Annotated in this window: 24 protein-coding genes and 2 tRNA genes; 10 read left to right on the top strand and 16 right to left on the bottom strand. The window is 54.9% G+C overall.

Annotation, left to right across the window (positions count from 1 at the left end; all coding sequences use genetic code 11):
• Positions 1 to 2: 2 nt before the first annotated feature.
• From ACLJPE_RS11980 to pncC, 7 genes are all read right to left on the bottom strand, one after another.
• Positions 3 to 76, bottom strand: a tRNA-Arg gene (locus tag ACLJPE_RS11980).
• Between the two features lie 3 nt (positions 77 to 79).
• Positions 80 to 172 (bottom strand) — tRNA-Ser (locus ACLJPE_RS11975).
• Positions 173 to 475: 303 nt separating this feature from the next.
• The gene (csrA, locus tag ACLJPE_RS11970; protein ID WP_000906486.1) at positions 476 to 661 is read right to left on the bottom strand and encodes a carbon storage regulator CsrA; all 186 of its coding nucleotides are present in this window, start codon (positions 659 to 661) and stop codon (positions 476 to 478) included.
• A 234-nt stretch (positions 662 to 895) separates the two neighbouring features.
• Positions 896 to 3,526: an alanine--tRNA ligase gene (gene alaS, locus ACLJPE_RS11965; protein ID WP_000047220.1), complete on the bottom strand. Its 2,631-nt coding sequence runs from the start codon at positions 3,524 to 3,526 to the stop codon at positions 896 to 898.
• Positions 3,527 to 3,760: 234 nt separating this feature from the next.
• Positions 3,761 to 4,261: a recombination regulator RecX gene (gene recX, locus ACLJPE_RS11960; RefSeq protein ID WP_001294862.1), complete on the bottom strand. Its 501-nt coding sequence runs from the start codon at positions 4,259 to 4,261 to the stop codon at positions 3,761 to 3,763.
• A gap of 116 nt (positions 4,262 to 4,377) precedes the next feature.
• Positions 4,378 to 5,439, bottom strand: a complete 1,062-nt coding sequence (gene recA / locus ACLJPE_RS11955) for a recombinase RecA (RefSeq protein ID WP_000963150.1) — start codon at positions 5,437 to 5,439, stop codon at positions 4,378 to 4,380.
• 84 nt (positions 5,440 to 5,523) lie between these two features.
• The gene (pncC, locus tag ACLJPE_RS11950; protein ID WP_023197423.1) at positions 5,524 to 6,021 is read right to left on the bottom strand and encodes a nicotinamide-nucleotide amidase; all 498 of its coding nucleotides are present in this window, start codon (positions 6,019 to 6,021) and stop codon (positions 5,524 to 5,526) included.
• Between the two features lie 194 nt (positions 6,022 to 6,215).
• On the opposite strand from pncC, the gene ACLJPE_RS11945 reads away from it, so the two are divergent.
• Positions 6,216 to 6,461 (top strand): hypothetical protein, encoded by a 246-nt coding sequence (locus tag ACLJPE_RS11945; protein ID WP_000053776.1) that lies wholly within the window; start codon positions 6,216 to 6,218, stop codon positions 6,459 to 6,461.
• Between the two features lie 37 nt (positions 6,462 to 6,498).
• On the opposite strand, the gene mltB is transcribed toward ACLJPE_RS11945, so the two are convergent.
• Positions 6,499 to 7,578 (bottom strand): lytic murein transglycosylase B, encoded by a 1,080-nt coding sequence (mltB, locus tag ACLJPE_RS11940; RefSeq protein WP_000476811.1) that lies wholly within the window; start codon positions 7,576 to 7,578, stop codon positions 6,499 to 6,501.
• A gap of 252 nt (positions 7,579 to 7,830) precedes the next feature.
• Here mltB and srlA point away from each other — a divergent pair, with 252 nt between their 5' ends.
• From srlA to gutQ, 7 genes are all read left to right on the top strand, one after another.
• The gene (srlA, locus tag ACLJPE_RS11935) at positions 7,831 to 8,394 is read left to right on the top strand and encodes a PTS glucitol/sorbitol transporter subunit IIC (protein WP_000573333.1); all 564 of its coding nucleotides are present in this window, start codon (positions 7,831 to 7,833) and stop codon (positions 8,392 to 8,394) included.
• On the top strand, positions 8,391 to 9,362 hold the full coding sequence (locus ACLJPE_RS11930) for a PTS glucitol/sorbitol transporter subunit IIB (RefSeq protein WP_000199042.1): 972 nt from the start codon (positions 8,391 to 8,393) through the stop codon (positions 9,360 to 9,362). The genes srlA and ACLJPE_RS11930 overlap by 4 nt, the downstream gene beginning before the upstream one ends.
• A gap of 11 nt (positions 9,363 to 9,373) precedes the next feature.
• A complete protein-coding gene (srlB, locus tag ACLJPE_RS11925) occupies positions 9,374 to 9,736 on the top strand; it encodes a PTS glucitol/sorbitol transporter subunit IIA (RefSeq protein ID WP_023233239.1) in 363 nt (120 codons plus the stop codon).
• A gap of 11 nt (positions 9,737 to 9,747) precedes the next feature.
• Positions 9,748 to 10,527: a sorbitol-6-phosphate dehydrogenase gene (gene srlD / locus ACLJPE_RS11920; protein ID WP_001077372.1), complete on the top strand. Its 780-nt coding sequence runs from the start codon at positions 9,748 to 9,750 to the stop codon at positions 10,525 to 10,527.
• A 76-nt stretch (positions 10,528 to 10,603) separates the two neighbouring features.
• Positions 10,604 to 10,963 carry a transcriptional regulator GutM gene (gene gutM / locus ACLJPE_RS11915; protein ID WP_000255198.1) on the top strand — a complete coding sequence of 120 codons (360 nt, stop codon included), beginning with the start codon at positions 10,604 to 10,606 and terminating at the stop codon, positions 10,961 to 10,963.
• A 197-nt stretch (positions 10,964 to 11,160) separates the two neighbouring features.
• Positions 11,161 to 11,934: a glucitol operon DNA-binding transcriptional repressor SrlR gene (gene srlR / locus ACLJPE_RS11910; protein WP_000804536.1), complete on the top strand. Its 774-nt coding sequence runs from the start codon at positions 11,161 to 11,163 to the stop codon at positions 11,932 to 11,934.
• Positions 11,927 to 12,892: an arabinose-5-phosphate isomerase GutQ gene (gutQ, locus tag ACLJPE_RS11905; RefSeq protein WP_039512725.1), complete on the top strand. Its 966-nt coding sequence runs from the start codon at positions 11,927 to 11,929 to the stop codon at positions 12,890 to 12,892. The genes srlR and gutQ overlap by 8 nt, the downstream gene beginning before the upstream one ends.
• Here the strand turns inward: gutQ and norR are convergent.
• On the bottom strand, positions 12,889 to 14,409 hold the full coding sequence (gene norR, locus ACLJPE_RS11900; protein ID WP_039512729.1) for a nitric oxide reductase transcriptional regulator NorR: 1,521 nt from the start codon (positions 14,407 to 14,409) through the stop codon (positions 12,889 to 12,891). The two genes, gutQ and norR, sit on opposite strands and share 4 nt — an antisense overlap.
• 185 nt (positions 14,410 to 14,594) lie before the next feature.
• Between norR and norV the strand changes: the two genes are divergently transcribed.
• Both norV and norW read left to right on the top strand, forming a co-directional pair.
• Positions 14,595 to 16,034 (top strand): anaerobic nitric oxide reductase flavorubredoxin, encoded by a 1,440-nt coding sequence (norV, locus tag ACLJPE_RS11895; RefSeq protein ID WP_000026008.1) that lies wholly within the window; start codon positions 14,595 to 14,597, stop codon positions 16,032 to 16,034.
• The gene (gene norW, locus ACLJPE_RS11890) at positions 16,031 to 17,164 is read left to right on the top strand and encodes an NADH:flavorubredoxin reductase NorW (protein ID WP_039512733.1); all 1,134 of its coding nucleotides are present in this window, start codon (positions 16,031 to 16,033) and stop codon (positions 17,162 to 17,164) included. Before norV ends, norW begins: the two co-directional genes overlap by 4 nt.
• Positions 17,165 to 17,260: 96 nt before the next feature.
• On the opposite strand, the gene hypF is transcribed toward norW, so the two are convergent.
• The 7 genes from hypF to hycF all read right to left on the bottom strand — a co-directional run bounded on the left by hypF (position 17,261) and on the right by hycF (position 23,408).
• On the bottom strand, positions 17,261 to 19,501 hold the full coding sequence (gene hypF, locus ACLJPE_RS11885) for a carbamoyltransferase HypF (RefSeq protein ID WP_039512736.1): 2,241 nt from the start codon (positions 19,499 to 19,501) through the stop codon (positions 17,261 to 17,263).
• Positions 19,502 to 19,646: 145 nt separating this feature from the next.
• Positions 19,647 to 20,192: an electron transport protein HydN gene (hydN, locus tag ACLJPE_RS11880; protein ID WP_001078791.1), complete on the bottom strand. Its 546-nt coding sequence runs from the start codon at positions 20,190 to 20,192 to the stop codon at positions 19,647 to 19,649.
• Positions 20,193 to 20,392: 200 nt separating this feature from the next.
• A complete protein-coding gene (locus ACLJPE_RS11875; protein WP_023233236.1) occupies positions 20,393 to 21,202 on the bottom strand; it encodes a hypothetical protein in 810 nt (269 codons plus the stop codon).
• Positions 21,203 to 21,228: 26 nt separating this feature from the next.
• On the bottom strand, positions 21,229 to 21,699 hold the full coding sequence (gene hycI / locus ACLJPE_RS11870; RefSeq protein WP_001645808.1) for a hydrogenase maturation peptidase HycI: 471 nt from the start codon (positions 21,697 to 21,699) through the stop codon (positions 21,229 to 21,231).
• Complete coding sequence (locus ACLJPE_RS11865; protein WP_001527961.1) at positions 21,692 to 22,102, bottom strand: formate hydrogenlyase maturation HycH family protein; 411 nt, start codon at positions 22,100 to 22,102, stop codon at positions 21,692 to 21,694. Before ACLJPE_RS11865 ends, hycI begins: the two co-directional genes overlap by 8 nt.
• The gene (hycG, locus tag ACLJPE_RS11860; RefSeq protein WP_000067419.1) at positions 22,099 to 22,866 is read right to left on the bottom strand and encodes a formate hydrogenlyase subunit HycG; all 768 of its coding nucleotides are present in this window, start codon (positions 22,864 to 22,866) and stop codon (positions 22,099 to 22,101) included. The genes ACLJPE_RS11865 and hycG overlap by 4 nt, the downstream gene beginning before the upstream one ends.
• Positions 22,866 to 23,408, bottom strand: a complete 543-nt coding sequence (hycF, locus tag ACLJPE_RS11855) for a formate hydrogenlyase subunit HycF (RefSeq protein ID WP_039512743.1) — start codon at positions 23,406 to 23,408, stop codon at positions 22,866 to 22,868. Before hycF ends, hycG begins: the two co-directional genes overlap by 1 nt.
• Positions 23,409 to 23,412: the final 4 nt, after the last annotated feature.

Below are 23,412 nucleotides of genomic sequence, written 5' to 3'. Positions count from 1 at the left end.
GGTGCATCCGGGAGGATTCGAACCTCCGACCGCTCGGTTCGTAGCCGAGTACTCTATCCAGCTGAGCTACGGATGCAAATGGCGGTGAGGCGGGGATTCGAACCCCGGATGCAGCTTTTGACCGCATACTCCCTTAGCAGGGGAGCGCCTTCAGCCTCTCGGCCACCTCACCACACGCCTCTTACGAGTGCTTCGAAGAACTTGTTCTGCTCATCGTCGCTGCGTGGCGCACATATTACTTTCTGGGACTTATAAGTCAAACAATTTTTCCAGAGCTTTTATCGTTTGCACACTTCACGCTCAATTAGTCTGTAAAAAAGCCAAAAAGAGTGTTTTATCAACAGATAATTTGATGACACGCTGGCCGCCAAAAGCGCACCATATCAACAGTGGGGTTGAAAAAAGTCATGAAGGGACAACGAGGGCGAGCGAGAAGAGAGGCTGCGTCTCACCCGAAAAGTGAGACGCGAAAACCTTAGTAACTGGACTGCTGGGATTTTTCAGCCTGGATACGCTGGTAGATCTCTTCACGATGGACAGAAACTTCTTTCGGGGCGTTCACGCCAATACGCACCTGGTTGCCCTTCACCCCTAAAACTGTCACGGTGACCTCATCGCCAATCATGAGGGTCTCACCAACTCGACGAGTCAGAATCAGCATTCTTTGCTCCTTGAAAGATTAAAAGAGTCGGGTCTCTCTGTATCCCGGCATTATCCATCATATAACGCCAAAAAGTAAGCGATGACAAACACCTTAGGTGTAAGCAGTCATGGCATTACATTCTGTTAAACCTAAGTTTAGCCGATATACAAAACTTCAACCTGACTTTATCGTTGTCGATAGCGTTGACGTAAACGCCGCAGCACGGGCTGCGGCGCCAACGAACGCTTATAATTATTGCAATTTTGCGCTGACCCAGCCTTGTACACTGGCTAACGCTGCAGGCAGAGCTGCCGCATCCGTACCACCGGCTTGCGCCATGTCCGGACGACCGCCACCCTTACCGCCTACCTGCTGAGCGACCATACCAATCAATTCCCCTGCTTTAACCCGGTCGGTCACATCCTTCGACACGCCCGCAATCAGAGAAACCTTACCTTCAACAACCGTTGCCAGTACGATAACGGTAGACCCCAGTTGATTTTTCAGATCATCAACCATGGTTCGCAGCATTTTCGGCTCAATACCAGCAAGCTCGCTGACCAGGAGCTTCACGCCGTTGAGATCGACCGCTTTACTGGAAAGATTTGCACTCTCCTGCGCTGCGGCCTGGTCCTTCAACTGCTGCAACTCTTTTTCCAGCTGACGTGTACGTTCCAGCACGGCACGCACTTTGTCGCCCAGATTCTGGCTGTCGCCCTTCAGCAGATGCGCAATATCGTTTAAGCGATCGCTTTGCGCATGAACGGTGGCCATAGCGCCTTCACCGGTTACCGCCTCAATACGACGAATGCCCGCTGCGGTGCCGGACTCAGAGATAATACGGAATAGACCGATATCACCGGTACGACTGGCGTGAGTACCGCCGCACAGTTCGGTAGAGAAATCGCCCATGCTCAGAACGCGTACACGTTCGTCATATTTCTCGCCAAACAGCGCCATGGCACCTTTCGCCTTCGCCGCGTCGAGATCCATGATGTTCGTTTCAATCGGCAGGTTGCGGCGAATTTGCGCATTCACCAAATCTTCAACCTGACGAATCTCCGACGGCTTCATCGCTTCATTGTGCGAGAAGTCGAAGCGCAGCACTTTATCGCTAACCAGCGAACCTTTCTGTGCAACGTGTGTCCCAAGCACCTGGCGCAACGCCGCGTGCATCAGGTGCGTGGCGGAGTGGTTCAGACGGATACGTGCGCGGCGCGCTTCATCTACGTCAGCCTGTACCGCATCGCCCACTTTCAGAGCGCCCGCAGACAATTTGCCGATATGACCAATCGCCTGACCATATTTTTGCGTGTCGTCCACAGCGAAAGTAAATCCAGCGCCTTTCAGCTCGCCTTTATCGCCAACCTGACCGCCTGATTCCGCATAGAATGGGGTCTGATCCAGCACGACAACCGCTTCCTGTCCCGCGTTAATCGCTTCAACCGCTTTACCATCGACAAACAGCGCAGTCACTTTGCCGTTCAGTTCCAGATGGTCATAACCTTTAAATTCAGAAGCGCTATCAACGCGGATCATCGCGTTGTAGTCCGCGCCAAAACCGCTAGCTTCGCGCGCGCGACGGCGTTGCTCTTCCATGGCGGCTTCAAAACCGGCTTCGTCGACTTTGATATTGCGCTCACGGCAGACGTCCGCCGTTAAATCGACCGGGAAACCATAAGTATCATACAGACGGAAAGCGGTTTCGCCGTCCAGGGTATCACCCTGCAATTTCGCCAGTTCTTCATCCAGCAGCGCCAGACCGCGCTCCAGCGTACGGGCGAACTGCTCTTCTTCCGTTTTCAGAACCTGCTCGACCTGCGCCTGCTGACGTTTCAACTCTTCGCCTGCGGAGCCCATTACCTCAATCAGCGGCCCAACCAGCTTGTAGAAGAAGGTCTCTTTCGCGCCCAGCATGTTGCCGTGACGCACCGCGCGACGAATAATGCGACGCAGCACATAGCCACGGTTTTCATTCGACGGCAGCACGCCATCGGCAACCAGGAATGCGCAGGAACGGATGTGGTCGGCGATAACGCGCAGCGATTTATTACCCAGATCGGTGGCACCGGTGACTTTCGCTACCGCTTCAATCAACGTGCGGAACAGGTCGATGTCATAGTTAGAGTTAACGTGTTGCAGTACCGCGGCAATACGCTCCAGCCCCATACCGGTATCTACAGACGGTTTCGGCAATGGTTCCATCGTCCCGTCAGCCTGACGGTTGAACTGCATAAAGACGATGTTCCAGATCTCAATATAGCGATCGCCGTCTTCTTCCGGGCTTCCCGGAGGGCCGCCCCAGATGTGGTCGCCATGATCGTAGAAGATTTCGGTGCACGGACCGCAGGGACCGGTGTCGCCCATCTGCCAGAAGTTATCCGATGCGTATGGCGCGCCTTTATTGTCGCCGATACGGATGATACGCTCGCGCGGGATGCCGACTTCTTTTTCCCAGATCTCATAGGCTTCGTCGTCGGTTTCATAGACGGTGACCCATAAACGCTCTTTTGGCAGAGCAAACCAGTTTTCACCGGTCAGTAATTCCCATGCGAACTGAATGGCGTCGTGTTTGAAGTAATCGCCGAAGCTGAAGTTGCCCAGCATTTCGAAGAAAGTATGGTGACGTGCAGTGTATCCGACGTTTTCCAGATCGTTGTGTTTACCCCCCGCGCGTACGCAACGCTGGGAAGTGGTTGCACGGGAATAATTACGTTTATCGAGCCCAAGGAAAACATCCTTGAACTGGTTCATCCCGGCATTGGTAAACAACAGAGTGGGGTCATTGTTAGGCACCAGGGAACTGCTGGCAACTACCTGATGCCCTTTACTATGGAAAAAGTCGAGAAACGCCTGACGGATCTCAGCGGTGCTCTTGCTCATAATTATCCTGAAATCAAGCTACACTTCATCCTTCAGGCCGCCTCTGCGTTGGCTGCGAGTTTCCCGGTCACGCGTTCCCGAGGCTCACTTGCCGCTTTGATGCGGCTTGAATGATTTTGTGTATTTAAGGAATATTCGTCGCAGACGCTGTTCGCCGTTAAGCAACCCGCGTCCAGACGGAAAAGTGGGAATAAGATAAGTTTTCTTTACCGGGAAGTAAAATCCCGTATGCGCTCAATCTGCAAAATTTCGCCATATTTGCTGGATATCGTCCATCAGATACCCGCGATAGAGCAAAAAGCGCTGTACCTTAACCTTTTCTGAAAAGTTTGAAGGGAGCGGCTCGCCATATTTGCGAATGGCCTGTTCACGTGCCATTTCACTCCAGTCAATTTCACATTCTCGCATTGCTTTTTCAGTCGATTCACGGGAAATGCCTTTCTGATTCAACTCCTGGCGAATACGCGCCGGGCCATAGCCTTTGCGGCTACGACTGGCGATAAAGCGCATCACGAAGCGCTCGTCATCAAGATAGTGATGTTCGTGGCACCAGGCGATCACGCGTTCATAATCGTCTGCCGTCGCATCAATCTCTTCCGGCCCATTTTTGCCCATCACCGGCGCGGAGAGTTTACGCCGTAATTCCTGCTCGCTGTGATCGCGGACAGCAAGAATACGTACCGCACGATCAAGGAGACGAGCATAAGCGGGACGGCGCGATGTGGGTTCACTCATAAAAAACCTTAACAGGGAGAAATGCCAAAAGGGCCGCATAAATGCAGCCCTTGATGGTAATTTAACGTTTTGCTGAATGGCGGCTTCGTTTTGTCCGACCCACCATCACCTGATGATTAAAAATCTTCGTTGGTTTCTGCAACGCCTTCGCTATCGTCAACGGCGAAATCGGGCGTGGCATTCTGATTACTCAACAGTAATTCACGAACCCTTTTCTCGATCTCTTTCGCTGTCGCCGGGTTCTCTTTCAGCCAGGTAGTCGCGTTCGCTTTGCCCTGGCCAATCTTCTCGCCGTTGTAGCTGTACCATGCGCCCGCTTTCTCGATCAGCTTCTCTTTCACGCCCAGATCAACCAGTTCGCCATAGAAGTTGATGCCTTCGCCGTAGAGGATCTGGAACTCGGCCTGCTTAAACGGCGCGGCGATTTTGTTTTTCACCACTTTCACACGCGTTTCGCTACCCACGACATTATCGCCCTCTTTCACCGCGCCAATACGACGGATATCAAGACGAACAGAGGCGTAGAATTTCAGAGCGTTACCGCCGGTGGTGGTTTCCGGGTTGCCGAACATCACGCCAATCTTCATACGGATCTGGTTGATGAAAATCAACAGCGTGTTGGACTGTTTCAGGTTCCCCGCCAGCTTACGCATCGCCTGGCTCATCATACGCGCCGCGAGGCCCATGTGAGAGTCGCCAATTTCGCCTTCGATTTCCGCTTTCGGCGTTAGCGCCGCTACGGAGTCGACCACAATGACGTCCACCGCGCCTGAACGCGCCAGCGCGTCACAGATTTCCAGCGCCTGCTCGCCGGTATCCGGCTGAGAACAGAGCAGGTTATCGATATCGACGCCCAGCTTGCGTGCGTAAACAGGGTCAAGCGCGTGTTCCGCATCGATAAACGCACAGGTTTTACCTTCACGCTGCGCAGCGGCAATCACCTGCAGCGTCAGGGTCGTTTTACCGGAAGATTCCGGCCCGTAAATTTCGACGATACGCCCCATCGGCAGACCGCCCGCACCGAGTGCGATGTCCAGTGAAAGCGAACCGGTGGAGATAGTTTCCACATCCATAGAACGGTCTTCACCCAGACGCATGATGGAGCCTTTACCAAATTGCTTTTCAATTTGGCCCAGTGCTGCCGCCAACGCTTTCTGTTTGTTTTCGTCGATAGCCATTATTACTCCTGTCATGCAACTTGGTATTGAACCGGATAGTGAATTCGTACTGTTGAAGCAATTATACTGTATGCTCATACAGTATCAAGTGTTTTGTAGAAATTGTTGCCACAGGGTTTGTAGCGCGTACGTCGTCGCCTGTCGACGCACCGATTCACGGTCGCCGCTGAAGCATTCCCGACGCGCAATCCCTTCTCCGCTGACGCTGGCGAAAGCAAACCACACCGTACCAACCGGCTTTTCTTCACTGCCGCCATCCGGCCCGGCAATTCCGCTAATAGCGACAGCAAAATCGGCGCGAGCGGCCTTCAACGCCCCGATCGCCATTTCGACCACTACGGGTTCGCTGACCGCGCCATGCTGCGCCAGAGTCTCTTCACGCACGCCAATCATCTGCGCTTTGGCTTCATTACTATAGGTGACAAAGCCGCGTTCAAACCAGGCGGAGCTTCCGGCGATGTCGGTAATGGCTTTCGCCAGCCAGCCGCCGGTACAGGACTCTGCCGTCGTTACGGTCGCCCTGCGCGCTTTTAACGCCAGCCCGACCTGCTCGCTAAGCCGCATCAGTTCACTGTCAGTCATCATGACCTCTGTCAGTTAGAAATCCTGCCGCACAAGATAGCACTTTCTCACCAGAGATGGGGACGAGCAGTCGATTTTACGAGTCGGATTCCGAAAAAATGCCAGCAGGTTATTTATGCAGAATGAAAGAGGTAACACATGACTAAATAGCAGTACCATGTCGCTAAATTTACACGCACGGAGAGAAAGCAAGGATGTCACTCAAAAAAACGGAAAGCACACAGCACAAACTAAAACAAACCACCCAACTACGGCTGTGGGCCACAATTGGCGGCGTCTGTTCACTTGTCATGGGAGTACTGAATATATTGTCGTCAGGCTATTTTGAACCGTATGATGGCGGTCAAATTATCTTAGGCCTGGGATGTCTGGGATATAGTCTGGCACTATCAAAGAAGATATCCCATTTGCAGGCAGAGAATCAGCCCCAAAAGCCATAATAATAGCGGAGGGGGTGCTCCCCTCCCTAAGCGTAAATTAGCGCACCCGCGCCAGCGCTACCGCCTGGCCCAGCTGCCAAACCGCCATCGCATAATGCGTGCTGTGGTTATATCGGGTAATGGTGTAGAAGTTCGGCAAGCCGTACCAGTACTGGTAGCCCGTACCGATATCCAGACGCAGCAGGCTGGCTTCCTGATGATTGCCCAACGATTGCTGCGGCGTTAAGCCTGCGGCGGCAAGCTGAGAGAGGCTATATTTTGTTTTGAAACCATTCGCCAGCCCAGGCGCCTGACCATTCGCCGGCACCGCAACCGTATCGCCTTTCACCCAACCATGCGCCTTGAAGTAGTTCGCCACGCTGCCGATGGCATCAACCGGGTCCCAAAGGTTGATGTGATTGTCGCCATTGAAATCGACCGCATATTCTTTATAGGAAGATGGCATAAACTGGCCGTAGCCCATCGCGCCCGCAAAGGAACCTTTCAGATTGAGCGGATCGTCTTGCTCATCGCGCGCCATGAGCAGGAAGGTTTCCAGCTCGCCGGAGAAATATTCCGCCCGACGCGGATAGTTAAATGACAGCGTCGCCAGCGCGTCCAGAATCCGCGTTTTCCCCATGATACGTCCCCAGCGGGTTTCCACACCGATAATCCCCACGATGATTTCCGGCGGTACGCCGTATACCTGCCAGGCGCGGTTCAGCGCGTCTTCATACTGATTCCAGAACGCGACGCCGTTTTGCACGTTATCCGGCGTAATAAATTGTTTGCGGTAGCGCAACCAGGCGCCATTTGGTCCAGCGGGCGGCTGAGTGGTCGGCGCTTGTCTGTCCATCAGACGCAGGACGTAATCCAGTCTTTTAGACTGCGAGAGGATCTCCTGCAGTTGCTGACGGTCGAAACCGTGTTTACTGACCATTTTATCAATGAACTGCTGCGCATTAGGGTTGTTGGCGAAGTCGCCGCCCATTTGCATGACGTTATGCTGCGGCTCAAGCAGGAAGCCGCCGGAAGGCGTGCCCGTCGTCGCTTGAGTCTCGGAAGATTTTGGCTTGCTGCTACAGGCAGCAAGCAATACGCAAAGTGGAAGTAACGCTACATAACGACGCTTGAACATGAGACATCCATTAAACAAATTCAGCCAGGAAGAAGTATGGTAAAGCATCCCCCGCCGCACAAGGAAGCGGCACAAGAGAATAAATCACCTTTCTCCTCTTTTCAGTTTGTATCTGCTCCCCTACCCCACAAACTTTCAACTTAAAATATTTTTCTTTTATTTTGCGATCACAATAACACTTTTGAATCTTTCAACATGATTAAAATGAATAGGAAATTAGCAAGAAAACTAAAAACCCTACAGGAGAGAACAATGATCGAAACCATTACACATGGTGCGGAGTGGTTCATCGGGTTATTCCAGAAAGGCGGAGAGGTGTTTACCGGTATGGTGACAGGTATTCTTCCGCTACTGATAAGCCTGCTGGTTATCATGAATGCGCTCATCAATTTTATCGGCCAGCAGCGTATTGAGCGTTTTGCCCAACGTTGCGCCGGAAATCCGCTATCTCGTTACCTGCTTTTACCGTGTATCGGGACATTTGTTTTTTGTAATCCGATGACCCTGAGTCTGGGACGCTTTATGCCGGAGAAGTACAAGCCGAGCTATTACGCGGCGGCCTCCTATAGCTGTCACTCCATGAACGGTCTGTTTCCGCATATCAATCCCGGCGAACTGTTTGTTTATCTGGGTATCGCCAGCGGACTCACCACGTTAGGGCTTCCTCTCGGCCCGCTCGCGGTGAGCTATCTGCTGGTAGGTCTGGTGACGAACTTCTTCCGCGGTTGGGTCACCGATCTCACCACCGCTATTTTTGAGAAAAAAATGGGGATTCAACTTGAGCAGAAAGTTCATCTGACAGGAGCGGTATCATGACACGGGTTCGTATTGAGAAAGGCGCCGGCGGCTGGGGCGGCCCGCTTGAACTGGACGTTACGCCAGGCAAAAAGATCGTCTATATCACAGCCGGTACGCGCCCGGCGATCGTCGACAAACTGGCGCAACTAACAGGCTGGCAAGCGGTGGACGGCTTTAAAGAAGGCGAACCGCCGGAAGCGGAGATCGGCGCGGCCATTATCGACTGTGGCGGTACGCTGCGCTGCGGTATCTATCCGAAACGCCGGATTCCAACCATTAATATTCACTCGACGGGTAAGTCCGGCCCACTGGCGCAGTATATTGTTGAGGATATTTATGTCTCCGGCGTAAAAGAAGAAAACATTACTCTTGTCGGCGAAACGCCTGACAGTCCCCAGCCTGCCAAAACGACATTAGGACGTGACTACGACACCAGCAAAAAAATCACCGAGCAGAGCGACGGGCTGCTGGCAAAAGTTGGTATGGGAATGGGCTCCGCCGTGGCGGTACTGTTCCAGTCCGGTCGCGACACCATTGATACGGTCCTGAAAACAATCCTGCCGTTTATGGCGTTCGTTTCGGCGCTGATCGGCATCATTATGGCCTCAGGTCTTGGCGACTGGATCGCCCACGGTCTGGCGCCATTAGCCAGCCATCCACTGGGGCTGGTGACGCTGGCATTGATCTGCTCTTTCCCACTGCTGTCGCCCTTTCTCGGCCCTGGCGCGGTTATCGCTCAGGTCATTGGCGTCCTGATTGGCGTTCAGATAGGCCTGGGCAATATCCCCCCGCATCTGGCGCTTCCCGCCCTGTTCGCGATTAACGCGCAGGCGGCCTGCGACTTTATCCCGGTCGGCCTGTCGCTGGCAGAAGCGAAACAAGACACCGTTCGCGTCGGCGTACCTTCCGTGCTGGTCGGACGCTTCCTGACTGGCGCGCCCACGGTACTTATCGCCTGGTTTGTTTCCGGCTTTATCTATCAATAAGAGGTTCAGACATGAGCGTGATTTATCAAACCACCATCACCCGTATCGGCCAGAGCGCGAAGGAGGCGCTCGGCGAACAGATGCTGATTACGTTTCGGGAAGGCGCGCCGGCGGATATCGAAGAATTTTGCTTCATCCATTGTCATGGCGAACTGACCGGCGCGCTGCAGCCTGGCGCGCGGTGTGAATTGGGCCAACATTGCTATCCGGTCACGGCGGTCGGCAGCGTAGCCGAGCAAAACCTGCGTGAACTGGGGCATATCACTTTGCGCTTCGATGGTCTGCGCGAAGCGGAATTTCCCGGCACCGTACACGTTGCGGGGCCTGTACCGGACGATATCGCGCCGGGCTGTATTTTGTCGTTTGTCGCTTAAGGAGAAAAAACATGAATCAAGTTGCCGTTGTCATTGGCGGAGGCCAGACCCTGGGGGCATTCCTTTGCCGTGGGCTTGCAGAAGAAGGATACCGCGTGGCGGTCGTTGATATTCAAAGCGATAAAGCCGCGAATGTCGCCCAGGAAATTAACGCCGATTTTGGCGAAGGTATGGCGTACGGTTTTGGCGCCGACGCTACCAGCGAGCAGAGCGTGCTGGCGCTGTCCCGCGGCGTAGACGAGATTTTCGGGCGCGTCGATCTGCTGGTTTACAGCGCGGGTATCGCCAAAGCGGCGTTTATCAGCGATTTCCAGCTGGGCGATTTTGACCGCTCGCTACAGGTGAATCTGGTGGGCTATTTCCTCTGCGCCCGGGAGTTTTCCCGCCTGATGATCCGCGACGGCATTCAGGGGCGCATTATTCAGATTAACTCTAAATCCGGCAAAGTGGGCAGTAAACACAACTCCGGCTACAGCGCGGCGAAATTCGGCGGCGTGGGGTTAACCCAGTCTCTGGCGCTGGATCTGGCGGAATACGGCATTACCGTACACTCGTTGATGCTCGGCAACCTGTTGAAATCGCCAATGTTCCAGTCACTGCTGCCGCAATACGCTACTAAACTGGGCATTAAGCCCGACGAGGTGGAGCAGTATTACATTGATAAGGTACCGCTCAAACGCGGGTGTGATTATCAGGATGTGCTGAACATGCTGCTATTTTATGCCAGCCCGAAAGCGTCTTATTGCACCGGGCAGTCGATCAACGTAACCGGCGGTCAAGTGATGTTCTGACCGTGAATTGCCGGATGGCGCCGTAGGCCGGATAAGACGGTTACGCCGCCATCAGGCAAAACAACAGGAGCACATTATGGTTTCCACTCTGATTACCGTCGCCGTTATCGCCTGGTGTGCGCAACTGGCGCTGGGCGGCTGGCAGATTTCCCGCTTTAATCGGGCTTTCGATAAACTTAGCCAACAGGGGCGGGTCGGCGTCGGGCGCTCCGGCGGGCGTTTTAAGCCCCGGGTGGTGGTTGCCGTGGCGCTGGACGAACAGCAGCGGGTGACGGACACTTTATTGATGAAAGGCCTTACGGTATTCGCCAGACCGGTTAAAATTGCCGCAATGCAAGGAAAACATTTGCATGAATTACAGCCTGATGTGATCTTTCCCCATGATTCGCTCGCGCAGAATGCACTATCATTGGCGCTTAAACTGAAACATGGGTAATTTCGTTGTGAATGCGTATAGCTTGCGAAATTATCATTTTGCAACCAATACCCTAAATAATTCGAGTTGCAGGAAGGCGGCGACGCAGTGAATCCCAGGAGCGTACATCAGTACGTGACCGGGGTGAGCGAGGAAAGCCAACGCACATGCAGCGTGAAGTATGACGGGTAAATACATAAGTCAGGGTAATCACGCCTATGAAACCTCGTCAGCGTCAGGCCGCGATTCTGGAGCACCTGCAAAAACAGGGAAAATGCTCGGTTGAAGAACTGGCCCAGTACTTTGACACGACAGGCACCACTATCCGTAAAGATCTGGTCATTCTGGAAAATGCCGGAACCGTCATCCGCACCTATGGCGGCGTGGTGTTGAATAAAGAAGAGTCCGATCCGCCTATTGATCACAAAACGCTTATCAACACCCACAAAAAAGCGCTGATAGCCGCAGCCGCTGTGAAATATATCCATGATGGCGATTCCATTATTCTGGACGCCGGAAGTACCGTGTTACAGATGGTGCCGTTGCTTTCGCGTTTTAGCAACATCACGGTGATGACCAACAGCCTCCATATTGTCAACGCGCTATCGGAACTGGACAACGAACAAACTATCCTGATGCCCGGCGGCACCTTCCGTAAAAAATCGGCGTCGTTTCACGGTCAACTGGCAGAAAACGCCTTTGAGCAATTCAGCTTTGATAAACTTTTCATGGGAACTGACGGTATTGACCTGAACGTCGGTGTGACCACGTTCAATGAGGTTTACACCGTCAGTAACGCAATGTGCAATGCAGCACGCGAGGTGATTCTGATGGCGGACTCCTCAAAATTTGGTCGTAAAAGCCCCAATGTGGTGTGCAGTCTGGAAACCGTCGACAAACTGATCACGGACGCGGGGATCGATCCGGCATTTCGTCAGGCGCTGGAAGCAAAAGGGATTGAAGTAATCATAACCGGAGAAAGCAATGAGTGATGCACTACTAAACGCGGGCCGTCAGACCTTAATGCTGGAGCTACAGGAAGCCAGCCGTCTGCCGGAGCGTCTGGGCGATGATTTTGTCCGCGCCGCCAATATCATTATTCACTGTGAAGGCAAAGTGATCGTTTCCGGCATTGGTAAGTCAGGCCATATTGGTAAAAAAATCGCCGCGACGCTTGCCAGTACCGGTACTCCCGCTTTTTTTGTTCATCCGGCGGAAGCACTGCATGGCGATCTGGGGATGATTGAAAGCCGCGACGTGATGTTATTTATCTCCTATTCCGGCGGCGCAAAAGAACTCGACCTCATCATCCCGCGTCTGGAAGATAAATCCGTCGCGCTGCTGGCGATGACCGGTAAACCTCACTCTCCGCTGGGGCGAGCGGCAAAAGCCGTTCTGGATATTTCCGTCGAGCGTGAAGCCTGCCCGATGCATCTGGCGCCGACGTCCAGTACCGTCAATACGCTAATGATGGGCGATGCGCTGGCGATGGCGGTCATGCAAGCGCGCGGTTTTAACGAAGAAGATTTCGCCCGTTCGCATCCGGCTGGCGCACTGGGCGCGCGTTTGCTCAATAATGTGCATCACCTGATGCGCCAGGGCGATGCAATACCGCAGGTGATGCTCGCCACCAGCGTAATGGATGCCATGCTGGAACTTAGCCGTACCGGACTGGGGCTGGTGGCGGTTTGCGATGAGCAACATGTTGTGAAAGGCGTCTTTACCGACGGCGACCTGCGTCGCTGGCTGGTGGGCGGCGGCACGCTCACCACGCCGGTAAGCGAAGCCATGACGCCCAACGGTATTACGCTCCAGGCGCAAAGCCGCGCCATTGACGCCAAAGAGCTCCTGATGAAGCGCAAAATTACCGCCGCGCCAGTGGTCGATGAAAACGGCAAACTCACCGGCGCCATTAACCTACAGGATTTCTACCAGGCGGGGATTATCTAATCCTTCAGTCCCAGACGCTTCGCCAGCCGATGCAGGTTGGCGACGTCGGTTTCCAGCGCCCGCGCGCTGGCCGCCCAGTTATGATTATTTTGCGCCAGCGCCTGGCGAATCATCTCTCGCTGAAAGTTCTCCGTCGATTCGCGCAAATTGCGGCAAGTCGGCAGCGCCAGAAAGCTTTCCGCAGGCGGCGCGGGTAAAACGTCCTCTGACAAGGCAAAATGCTGCGCCTCCAGTATCACCTCATCCCCTGCCCGGGTCGCTCTCGCCAGTACAACCGCACGGTGAATGGCATGTTCCAGCTCCCGGACGTTGCCCGGCCAGCCATAGTTGAGCAAATGGCGGCGCGCGCCGGGACTCAGCACCACGCGGGACAGCCCCAGCCGCAGTCGGCACTGCTCGCAAAAATAGCCCGCCAGCAGCACCACATCATCGCCACGCTCGCGCAGCGGCGGCACAAAGAGCGGAAAAACGCTCAGGCGATGGAACAGATCGGCGCGAAAACGCCCCGCCAGCACCTCTTCACGCAGGTCACGGTTGGTCGCCGCCAACACCCGCACATCCACGCGCAGGCTACGATCGTCGCCGACGCGCTGAATATCGCCATACTGCAACACGCGAAGTAGCTTGGCCTGTAGCGCCAGCGACAGTTCGCCAATCTCATCCAGAAACAGCGTACCGTTATCTGCCATTTCGAACTTACCGCTACGATTACTGATAGCCCCGGTAAAAGCCCCTTTTACATGACCAAACAACTCGCTCTCCGCCACGCTTTCCGGCAGCGCGGCGCAGTTGAGATAGACCAGCGGATTGACCGCTCTGGGGGAGCTCTGGTGAATAGCTTTCGCCACCAGCTCTTTACCGGTCCCCGTTTCACCGCCGATCAGCACGTTAAGATCGGAGCCCGCCACAATCTCGATCTCTTTTTTCAACTGCGTCATCGCAGGCGACAGGCCGATCATGTGCGTCTCTTTTATCGGTTCAAACACGCCTGACGACCCCGGCAGCATGTTCTGGCTTTCCAGTTGTTCAATTAACAGCGCATTACTCAATGCCCCGGCGGCCAGCGCGGCGACAAGCCGTAGTTCTTCATCGCTAAATACCTCGAACTGCTCCGGCGTCATAGCATCAAGGGTCAGCGCACCGATGAGGTTCTGTCCGGCAAACAGCGGCAGACCAACACAGGCGTGGACTTTCAGGCTTTCCTGTCCGGGAATTAACCCGTCATACGGATCGGGTAAATCGCTATCAGCCGGAAAACGCACCACGTCCCCCGCGCGGGCGATGGCTTCCAGGCGCGGATGCCCTTCCAGGGTAAAACGTCTGCCGAGGACGTCCTGCGCCAGGCCATCAATCGCCAGTGGAATAAATTGTCGTGATTCATAGCGCAACAGCGCCGAGGCGTCGCACGCCAGCACCTGACGCAGCGTAGTAATCAGCCGCTGAAAACGATCCTGATGCCCAATACCGCGTTGTAACTCAATGGCGATGCCCGCCAATACCTCCACGGAAAAACTCATGGTTACCTCATTGTCATTTTGACAACCTATAGTGTCATATTGACAGCATCATTTATAGTCTTTTTGACTACACCAAAAATAAAAAACCAATATAACTTCATATAAATCAATCAGATGAAAAGTTGGCACACTACCTGCAATAAGCAAAACAACTTTTTGTAAACGTTGAATGAATTGAGGTGGTTATGTCTATTCTGGTTAAAAATAATATTCATTGGGTTGGCCAACGCGACTGGGAAGTACGTGATTTTCACGGCACTGAATACAAAACGCTGCGTGGCAGCAGCTATAACAGCTATCTCATTCGTGAAGAAAAGAATGTGCTGATCGATACCGTCGATCATAAGTTTAGCCGTGAGTTTGTGCAAAATCTGCGCAGTGAAATCGACCTCGCGGACATCGACTACATCATCATTAACCATGCCGAAGAAGACCATGCAGGCGCGCTGACCGAACTGATGGCGCAGATCCCGGACACGCCTATCTACTGTACCGCCAACGCCATTGACTCTATCAACGGCCATCACCATCACCCGGAATGGAATTTTAAGGTGGTGAAAACCGGCGATACGCTGGATATCGGCAACGGCAAGCAGTTGATCTTCGTGGAAACGCCGATGCTGCACTGGCCGGACAGCATGATGACCTATATGACCGGCGACGCGGTGTTATTCAGCAACGACGCCTTTGGTCAGCACTACTGCGACGAGCGTCTGTTCAATGATGAAGTGGACCAAACCGAACTGTTTGAACAATGCCAGCGCTACTACGCCAATATCCTGACGCCGTTCAGCCGTCTGGTAACGCCAAAAATTACCGAAATCCTCGGCTTCAACCTGCCGGTGGATATGATTGCCACATCACACGGCGTGGTATGGCGCGACAACCCAACGCAAATCGTGGAACTGTATCTGAAATGGGCGGCAGATTATCAGGAAGATCGTATCACTATTTTCTACGATACCATGTCGAACAATACTCGCATGATGGCGGATGCCATCGCGCAGGGTATCAATGAAGTGGACCCGAACGTGGCGGTCAAAATCTTTAACGTCGCCCGCAGCGATAAAAATGAAATACTGACCAACGTCTTCCGTTCGAAAGGCGTGCTGGTCGGCACTTCTACCATGAACAACGTGATGATGCCGAAAATCGCTGGTCTGGTGGAAGAGATGACCGGCCTGCGCTTTCGCAACAAACGCGCCAGCGCCTTCGGTTCTCATGGCTGGAGCGGCGGCGCGGTGGATCGACTGTCCACGCGCTTACAGGATGCCGGTTTTGAAATGTCCCTGAGTCTGAAAGCGAAATGGCGTCCGGATCTGGATGCGCTGGAGTTGTGCCGTCAGCATGGTCGCGACATCGCCCGTCAGTGGGCGCTTGCTCCGCTGCCGGAAACCACACAGAAAACCGCGCCAGCCGAAGAAATCACAACCTGCGCCGCCGCAGACCTCGGCCCTAAAATGCAATGCAGCGTATGCCAGTGGATTTACGACCCTGCGCAGGGCGAGCCGTTGCAGGATGTCGCGCCGGGTACGCCGTGGAGCGACGTGCCGGATAACTTCCTGTGCCCGGAATGTTCATTAGGTAAAGACGTGTTCGACGTACTGGCGACGGAGGCAAAATGAGTCGGGGGATCATCATTATTGGGTCGGGCTTCGCCGCCCGCCAGCTCGTCAAAAATATCCGTAAACAAGATGCGCATGTGCCGTTAACCCTGATTGCGGCGGACAGTATGGATGAGTATAACAAGCCCGATCTCAGCCACGTTATCAGCCAGTCGCAGCGCGCCGATGATCTCACCCGCCAGTTAGCGGGGGAATTTGCTGAACAGTTTAATCTGCGACTGTTCCCGCATACCTGGGTTGCTGACATTGATGCCGATGCCCATGTGGTGAAAAGTCAGGATAAGCAGTGGCAGTACGACAAGCTGGTACTGGCGACCGGGGCGACAGCCTTTGTACCGCCGATTGCAGGACGTGAGTTAATGCTTACTTTGAATAGCCAGCAGGAGTACCGCGCCTGTGAGACACAACTGCGCGACGCGCAGCGAGTGCTGATTGTCGGCGGCGGTCTCATTGGTAGTGAATTAGCAATGGATTTCTGCCGCGCCGGGAAAACGGTAACGCTGATGGATAACGCCGCCAGCCTTCTCGCCTCACTGATGCCACCGGAAGTGAGCAGTCGCTTACAGCATCACCTGACCGATATGGGGGTGCATCTGCTGCTGAAATCGCAGTTGCAAAAACTGGAGAAAACCGAAGCCGGTATCCGCGCTACGCTGGTAAGCCAGCATAGTATTGAGGTCGATACGGTGATTGCCGCCACCGGCTTACGCCCGGAAACCGCCCTGGCGCGCCGCGCCGGGGTAGCCGTCAACCACGGCGTCTGCGTGGATAGCTATCTACAGACCAGTCACCCGGATATTTATGCGATCGGCGATTGCGCGGAAATCAACGGTCAGGTGCTGCCCTTCCTGCAACCGATCCAGTTAAGCGCGATGTACCTGGCGAAAAATCTGTTTGGCGGCAACGCGCCGCTGAAGCTACCGGCGATGCTGGTCAAAGTCAAAACGCCGGAACTGCCGCTGCATCTGGCGGGAGAAACTCAGCGCCGCGATTTAAGCTGGCAGATTACCGCAGAATCTGACGGTATGATTGCCAAAGGCATGAGTGGAGAAGGCCAACTACGCGCCTTTGTGGTGAGTGAAGACCGCATGAAAGAGGCCTTTGCACTACTGAAAACGTTGTCCGTATAAGCCTGTGATGCCGGATGGCGCCGCTTCGCGTCTTATCCGGCCTACGAGTGAGCATCTATTTACAGGCCGAATAAGGCGCAGCCGCCATCCGGCGCCCTACACTTCCCTTAACGCTCGCGCTGCGGCAATCACACCCTGTCCAAACGACAGTCCGCCGTCGCCCGCCGGTAACCGCTGCGGAAATAACAATTTAAAATCAGAAAGATAAAAGGTAAGACGCGCGCGAAGTAAGCGGTTGTGTATCACCCCGCCGCTGAAGACCAGAGTGGTTATCCCCCGCGCCGTAGCCTGCTGGCGCATTAGCGTGGCAAACCCGCACGCCAGCGCATCATGAAAAGCCCAGGCGCGTTGCGCGGGCGTGGCCTGCCAGTTCAACCATTGCCGCCAGAAAACAGCGACGTCCAGTTGAGCGCCGTTAAGCGGCATCGTTACCGGATGCTCAACGTTAGCGCATTGAGAGGCCAGCGCCTCCAGCGCGCAGGCGGCCTCGCCCTCATAGCTAAGCGATGCTGGCGCGCAGCGAAGCGCGGCAGCCACCGCGTCAAACAACCTCCCGCAGGAAGAGGCCAACGGGGCATTGACGCCGCGCTCAATGGCGCGCGCCAGGACACTCCAGTTTTGCTGTTGCAGCCCCGCTGTCTCCGGGTAATCCTGCCAGTCCGGCACAAAGCGCAGGCACTGCGCTAACAGATTACGCCACGGCTGTTTGGCAGCCAGATCGCCTCCCGGCAGCGCCACGGCGGGTAAACCACCTAAATGTTCGCATTCGCGATAATTGACCCGCAAACATTCTCCGCCCCATAGCGCGCCATTCTCACCCATGCCGATACCGTCTACCGTCAGGGCAATCACCTCTCCGCCGTCCAGCGGCCAACCATGCTCGGCCAGGCAAGCCGCCGCATGGGCATGATGGTGTAACACCGTCTCTGTCGGCAGATGCATCTCACTGGCCCACTGACTGGAAACATAGCCCGGATGCGCATCACAGACGATACGCTCTGGCGTAAAATCGTAGATTGACTGGATCAAACGCAATGCCTCGCGCCACTGCGCCTGGATGCCGTCATCGCTGAGATCGCCCAAATGTTGGCTGACAACCGCCTGTTCGCCGCGTACCAGACAGAACGTGTTTTTCAGATCCGCGCCCAGACAAAGTATCGGCGGCACATCGCGAAATCCGGGCGGCAACGCAATCGCGTCCGGCACGTATCCCCGCGAACGACGCAGCATTTCGCCGCTGTCGCGCACGACAGAGTCGTCCATGCGCTGAACAATGTCGCGATTGTGCAACAAAAAACCATCGGCAATATCGTGTAAATCGTCCAGCGCCTGTTCGTTGGTGATGGCGGGCGGTTTGCCGCTCAGGTTGCCGGATGTCATCACCAGCGGGTAATTGAGCGCCTGCAACAAGAGATGTTGCAACGGGTTGGCTGGCAGCATCACGCCCACCTCCGTAAGCCCTGGCGCGATGCCCTCACTCAGCGAAGGTACATACTGCTTATCCACCAGTACAATCGGGGCCGCTGGCGTGGTCAGCAGCGAACGCGCCGCGGTCGGCAGCGTTTGCGCCGTTGGCAACATCACCGCCAATGGTTTCGCCGGACGATGTTTACGCGCCCGCAGCATCGCCACTGCGTTAGCGTTGCGCGCATCGCAGGCCAGATGAAAACCACCCAGCCCTTTAACGGCAATAATGCCTCCGGCGTTCAGTTGGGCGACCGCCGCCTGCAAAGCCGCCTCTTTTTCCGCTCGTTCATGTTGGCTCCGCCACTCAAGATGCGGCCCGCATGACGGACAGGCAACGGGCTGGGCATGAAAACGGCGATCGTACGGATCGCGGTATTCGCTGTCGCATTCCGGACACAAGGGAAACGCCGCCATCACCGTAAATGGCCGGTCATAGGGCATAGCGCGAATAATGGTGAAGCGTGGTCCGCAGTGGGTGCAATTGATGAAAGGATAACGGTAGCGCCGCTCGCCTGGGGTATTCATCTCGGCAAGACATGCCGGGCAGGTCGCCGCATCCGGCACGATTTGCGTGTTCATCGAACCGCCTGCGCTCTGACGAATGGTGAAATCCGTCGGTGCGCGCTCCCATACCAACGACGCGTGTTCAACGCTGTCAATGCGCGCCAGCGGCGGGCAATCCTGATAGAGCGCGGCAATAAATTGCGACGGATCTTCCAGCAGCCGAACGACGACGCCGTCGCCGTCATTACACACGTCGCCGTGTAATCGCAACTGCTGCGCCAGCTGCCAGACAAAAGGACGAAAACCGACGCCCTGTACTTTGCCCCGAATGCGTAGCTGTACGCCGGAAGGTGTGTCTATCGCCATCTTATTTTCCCGCCATCATCGAACCCGGATGCCTGATGGCGCGACGCTTATCAGGCCTACAACCGCACGGACCGTAGACCGGATAAGGCATTGATGCCGCCATCCGGCAATGCTTTGTGGCGTATTCTACGCGCAATCGCAGAAATCAGAAAAGCAGCGATGCCGTTGAATCCAGCGCCGCACGACGGCGTTTTTCCGCGCTTAGCTGTTCGAGCTTATTGCGGTCCACGCAGATGAGGGCGTGCGTTGGGCAAGCGGCCATACAGGCCGGACCGGCTTCACGGTGGTGACACAGATCGCACTTGTTGGCTTCGGCTTTTTCGGCACGCACGTTCAGCCCCGCGCCGCTATTGCGAACCACCGGACGTACCACCACTTCCATGGCGCCGTAAGGACATGCCACTACGCAAGTTTTACAGCCAATGCAGCGTTCCTGCATCACATGAACAAAACCTTTGTCACGGCTGATGGCGCCATTCGGGCAAACGTTGGCGCACGGCGCGTCTTCACACTGGCGACACAGCGTTGCCGTGGAAACATTCACGCCTTTGATGACATGGATACGAGGTAAAAAGGTTTCAGGGGTCAGCGATGCGCAATCCTGATTTTCCTGATGGGATACGACGCAAGCCACTTCACAGGTACGGCAACCAATGCACTTACTCGCGTCTGCAATGATGAAACGGTTCATCAAATTCTCCAGCAATAACAGATGATGTGCCGATATATACACGAATCGTGCCAATTTTTATTTCATTGTTATTTAAGAATATTATTTCTATTTTCGTGAGCATTTACGTGTCATCGTCACAAGTGTCGATGACACGTAATGTCGCCAGTGGTGGTCAAGATTTGCAGTGATAGCCAGCCAACTCTGCACCGCAACTGGCATCAATCCTGATTAACGCCTGGCAATACGTTACCGCGTATTAAACAGAGCTGCGTAAGGGAAAGATCGTCCGTTTGCGGATTCCTTCCGGCAATAGGTTTGATAATTAATTTACGGCCAGGATAGTGATTAAAACGGGTCAGCGCCGGATAACTCAACCGGCCAAACCAGCCGTGTACGCGCTGCCAGCGGGCGTCCTTCACCTGATATAAATTGGTTATCCAGTAGCCTGAGTCAAACTGCATATCCAACAGTTGCGTGCGCCCATTGCCCTGTAAATCAAGCAAATCATCGACGCCAGTATCGGTCGCGGTATAAAACCCCCACGGTTCAAAGACGCAGGGGCGGCCATTCTTGAGAAAGGTGAAAATGATGTATTGCGCGCTCGGCGCCAGGCCCAACCCAGGATTACCCAACCAGATAACCAGATCCTGAATGCCGTTACGATCGAGGTCAGCGCGATAAAATTGCGCATTACCCGCCAAATTAATCAGCATTCCCACCGGGACAACCCACGAATTACCGGCTCTGTCTTTTCCGCTAATCCGCCATTCGTTATCTTTTTTCGGCTCCGGCAGTAGCGTCACGCCACTGACTCCGACCTGGCGAAAATGCCAGGTCTGGTCGGGCGATACAGAATAAGGCAGGGTCAACAGCGGCTTCAGCGCACGCTTTTGCGCATATTCACCGTCGCTCATCGGCAGGTAACCGACAACACCGGTGGCCAGTGCGCGTGCGGCGATGCAGAAAAATAGCAGTCCGCTCCATACGATAATCTTCACGTCCTTCTTACAACCTTTGCCGTGTAACACAAATTCTCCCTAAATATGTGCGCATTTTACGTCTCCGGCGCTTCCAGCGCGGCAAATCCGCCGTTTCCCTGCCAGCCTTCCAGGCGCTGATAGACGATGTTTACCGCGTCCTTAATCGGTTGAGTCATCGGATAATAAAACCCGACGATATCCGGCTGGATACCAACAAAAATCACCTCGCCGACATCCTCTTTCAGCTGATCGATAAGGTAGTTGAGCGGCATATTGTGGGTGGTCATCATAAACATTTCGGCGATATCATCCGGATCGATAATGCGGATCTCGCCCGGATTAAGCCCCATGTCGGTGGCGTCGACAATCAACAGACGCTGCGGGCGCAGTTCGCGAATCGCCACAATGTCGTTTTCCGGCGCGCTGCCGCCATCAATCACCACCCAATTACCCTTCGGCTGCGCCGCGCACATTTCCGCCAGTAGCGGGCCTGCGCCGTCGTCGCCCATCATGCTGTTGCCGACACAGAGTAAAACGTCAGTCACGAAGCCTCCTCACCATCAGGTAGATGGCGCTTTCCTGATGAATGTCATGCAGCATACTGAGCATCAGTTTGCTCCATTCTTGCTGCTGCGGGGTCTGCGCGGCGCGCGCCTCATCAAACGCGCGCGCCAGCATCTGCACATGGTTGAAATCGATGACGATCTCGCCATACTTCGGCACGCCTTCCATTTTACGCCGGGCATCGCTACCGGCTTCCAGGGTGGCGATCCACGCCAGATACTCATCCCATGGGCAGGTGAGCGCGGCCTCCAGACAATCGATGACCCCCAGGTGGTGACCAATCGCCAGGCTGTAATAGACAACCTGCTGCGCCTCGGCAGGCGTCTCATCGTTCTCATCAATAAACTTACGGCTCAGTTGACTGAACACCACCTGTTCGCTCATCGGATACGCGCCTCTTCAACAACATGATTGAGATGGGTGACAATTTCGGTTAAACGCGGATCGTTTTCCGCTTCCAGCCAACGCGCCACTTGCTGCTCGCCCTGCCCCAACTGTGTCAGGTAATCATCGGCGATCTGACGACCATAGCGATAACCCGCCAGCCGGCGCGCCGCGCGATCCACCTTCACGCGCAGCGGCTGCACCATATCCGGATGCAGGATCTCTGCGGGCTGATCGTCCAGCTCACCCGGCGCACGGGCGTGGATTTTCTGCTCCAGCAGGCCAAGCGCCATCGCAAAGCCATACAGCGTCGCCGCAGGCGTTGGCGGGCAGCCTGGAATATACACATCCACCGGGACGATTTTGTCGGTACCGCCCCAGACGCAGTACAGATCATGGAAGATGCCGCCGCTGTTGCCGCAGGCGCCGTAAGAGATACAAATTTTCGGGTCCGGTGCCGACTGCCAGGCGCGCAGCGCCGGAGAGCGCATGGCGCGGGTCACCGCGCCGGTAAACAGCAGAATATCGGCATGACGCGGCGACGGTACTACTTTGATGCCGAAACGCTCGGCATCAAACAACGGCGAAAGCGTCGCAAAGATTTCGATTTCACAGCCGTTACAGCCGCCGCAGTCCACGCGGTAAACGTATGCCGAACGCTTAATATTTTTCAGTAAAGACGCCTTCATGCTGGCGATGGATTCATCCACCGTCATCGGTACCGGAATGCCGTTGGCGTCACGCGGGCCTAATAAATTGCTCATTAGCTGACCTCTTTCATATGGCGAGTCAGTTCAATACGGTCGGACGGCACCAGGCATTTCTGACGCTTACAGTCCGGGCAGGTCTCAAAGATTTCGCGGTGGTTTTCCGCGCGGCTGTCGCCGTTGTGCGCAAGCAGCGCAATGGCGTAGTCGATCTCTTTCTGTACCGCGAAAGGACGATTGCACACGCGGCAGTTGCACAGCGCGAAGCGGGACTGTTGCAGGAAATCTTCTTTCTTCCACACCGCCAGTTCGTACTCTTGCGACAGTTTAATCGCCGCCGTCGGGCACACCTCTTCGCAGCGACCGCAGAAGATGCAGCGGCCAAGATTGAACTGCCACGCCAGCTCATTGGTCGCGAGATCGGTTTCCACCGTCAGCGCGTTCGACGGGCAGGCATTAACGCAGGCGGCGCAGCCGATGCACTGCTGCGGATTATGTTCCGGCTTGCCGCGGAAGTTTTTATCAACCGCAATCGGCTCCAGCGGATAAGACGAGGTCGCCGTGCCGGTTTTGATAACTTTTTTGATAAAGGTAAACATGGCG

This window comes from Salmonella sp. SAL04196, from assembly GCF_046550835.1.
Classification (GTDB): Bacteria; Pseudomonadota; Gammaproteobacteria; order Enterobacterales; family Enterobacteriaceae; genus Salmonella; species Salmonella enterica.
Note: the sequence above shows the minus strand (reverse complement) of the source record. Positions and strands in the feature narration are given on the sequence as shown.

Excerpts from the sequence above, each read along its gene's own strand:
- csrA (WP_000906486.1), bottom strand. The coding sequence starts at position 661 with ATGCTGATTCTGACTCGTCGAGTTGGTGAGACCCTCATGATTGGCGAT.
- alaS (WP_000047220.1), bottom strand. The coding sequence starts at position 3,526 with ATGAGCAAGAGCACCGCTGAGATCCGTCAGGCGTTTCTCGACTTTTTC.
- recX (WP_001294862.1), bottom strand. The coding sequence starts at position 4,261 with ATGAGTGAACCCACATCGCGCCGTCCCGCTTATGCTCGTCTCCTTGAT.
- recA (WP_000963150.1), bottom strand. The coding sequence starts at position 5,439 with ATGGCTATCGACGAAAACAAACAGAAAGCGTTGGCGGCAGCACTGGGC.
- pncC (WP_023197423.1), bottom strand. The coding sequence starts at position 6,021 with ATGACTGACAGTGAACTGATGCGGCTTAGCGAGCAGGTCGGGCTGGCG.
- ACLJPE_RS11945 (WP_000053776.1), top strand. The coding sequence starts at position 6,216 with ATGTCACTCAAAAAAACGGAAAGCACACAGCACAAACTAAAACAAACC.
- mltB (WP_000476811.1), bottom strand. The coding sequence starts at position 7,578 with ATGTTCAAGCGTCGTTATGTAGCGTTACTTCCACTTTGCGTATTGCTT.
- srlA (WP_000573333.1), top strand. The coding sequence starts at position 7,831 with ATGATCGAAACCATTACACATGGTGCGGAGTGGTTCATCGGGTTATTC.
- ACLJPE_RS11930 (WP_000199042.1), top strand. The coding sequence starts at position 8,391 with ATGACACGGGTTCGTATTGAGAAAGGCGCCGGCGGCTGGGGCGGCCCG.
- srlB (WP_023233239.1), top strand. The coding sequence starts at position 9,374 with ATGAGCGTGATTTATCAAACCACCATCACCCGTATCGGCCAGAGCGCG.
- srlD (WP_001077372.1), top strand. The coding sequence starts at position 9,748 with ATGAATCAAGTTGCCGTTGTCATTGGCGGAGGCCAGACCCTGGGGGCA.
- gutM (WP_000255198.1), top strand. The coding sequence starts at position 10,604 with ATGGTTTCCACTCTGATTACCGTCGCCGTTATCGCCTGGTGTGCGCAA.
- srlR (WP_000804536.1), top strand. The coding sequence starts at position 11,161 with ATGAAACCTCGTCAGCGTCAGGCCGCGATTCTGGAGCACCTGCAAAAA.
- gutQ (WP_039512725.1), top strand. The coding sequence starts at position 11,927 with ATGAGTGATGCACTACTAAACGCGGGCCGTCAGACCTTAATGCTGGAG.
- norR (WP_039512729.1), bottom strand. The coding sequence starts at position 14,409 with ATGAGTTTTTCCGTGGAGGTATTGGCGGGCATCGCCATTGAGTTACAA.
- norV (WP_000026008.1), top strand. The coding sequence starts at position 14,595 with ATGTCTATTCTGGTTAAAAATAATATTCATTGGGTTGGCCAACGCGAC.
- norW (WP_039512733.1), top strand. The coding sequence starts at position 16,031 with ATGAGTCGGGGGATCATCATTATTGGGTCGGGCTTCGCCGCCCGCCAG.
- hypF (WP_039512736.1), bottom strand. The coding sequence starts at position 19,501 with ATGGCGATAGACACACCTTCCGGCGTACAGCTACGCATTCGGGGCAAA.
- hydN (WP_001078791.1), bottom strand. The coding sequence starts at position 20,192 with ATGAACCGTTTCATCATTGCAGACGCGAGTAAGTGCATTGGTTGCCGT.
- ACLJPE_RS11865 (WP_001527961.1), bottom strand. The coding sequence starts at position 22,102 with ATGAGCGAACAGGTGGTGTTCAGTCAACTGAGCCGTAAGTTTATTGAT.
- hycG (WP_000067419.1), bottom strand. The coding sequence starts at position 22,866 with ATGAGCAATTTATTAGGCCCGCGTGACGCCAACGGCATTCCGGTACCG.
- hycF (WP_039512743.1), bottom strand. The coding sequence starts at position 23,408 with ATGTTTACCTTTATCAAAAAAGTTATCAAAACCGGCACGGCGACCTCG.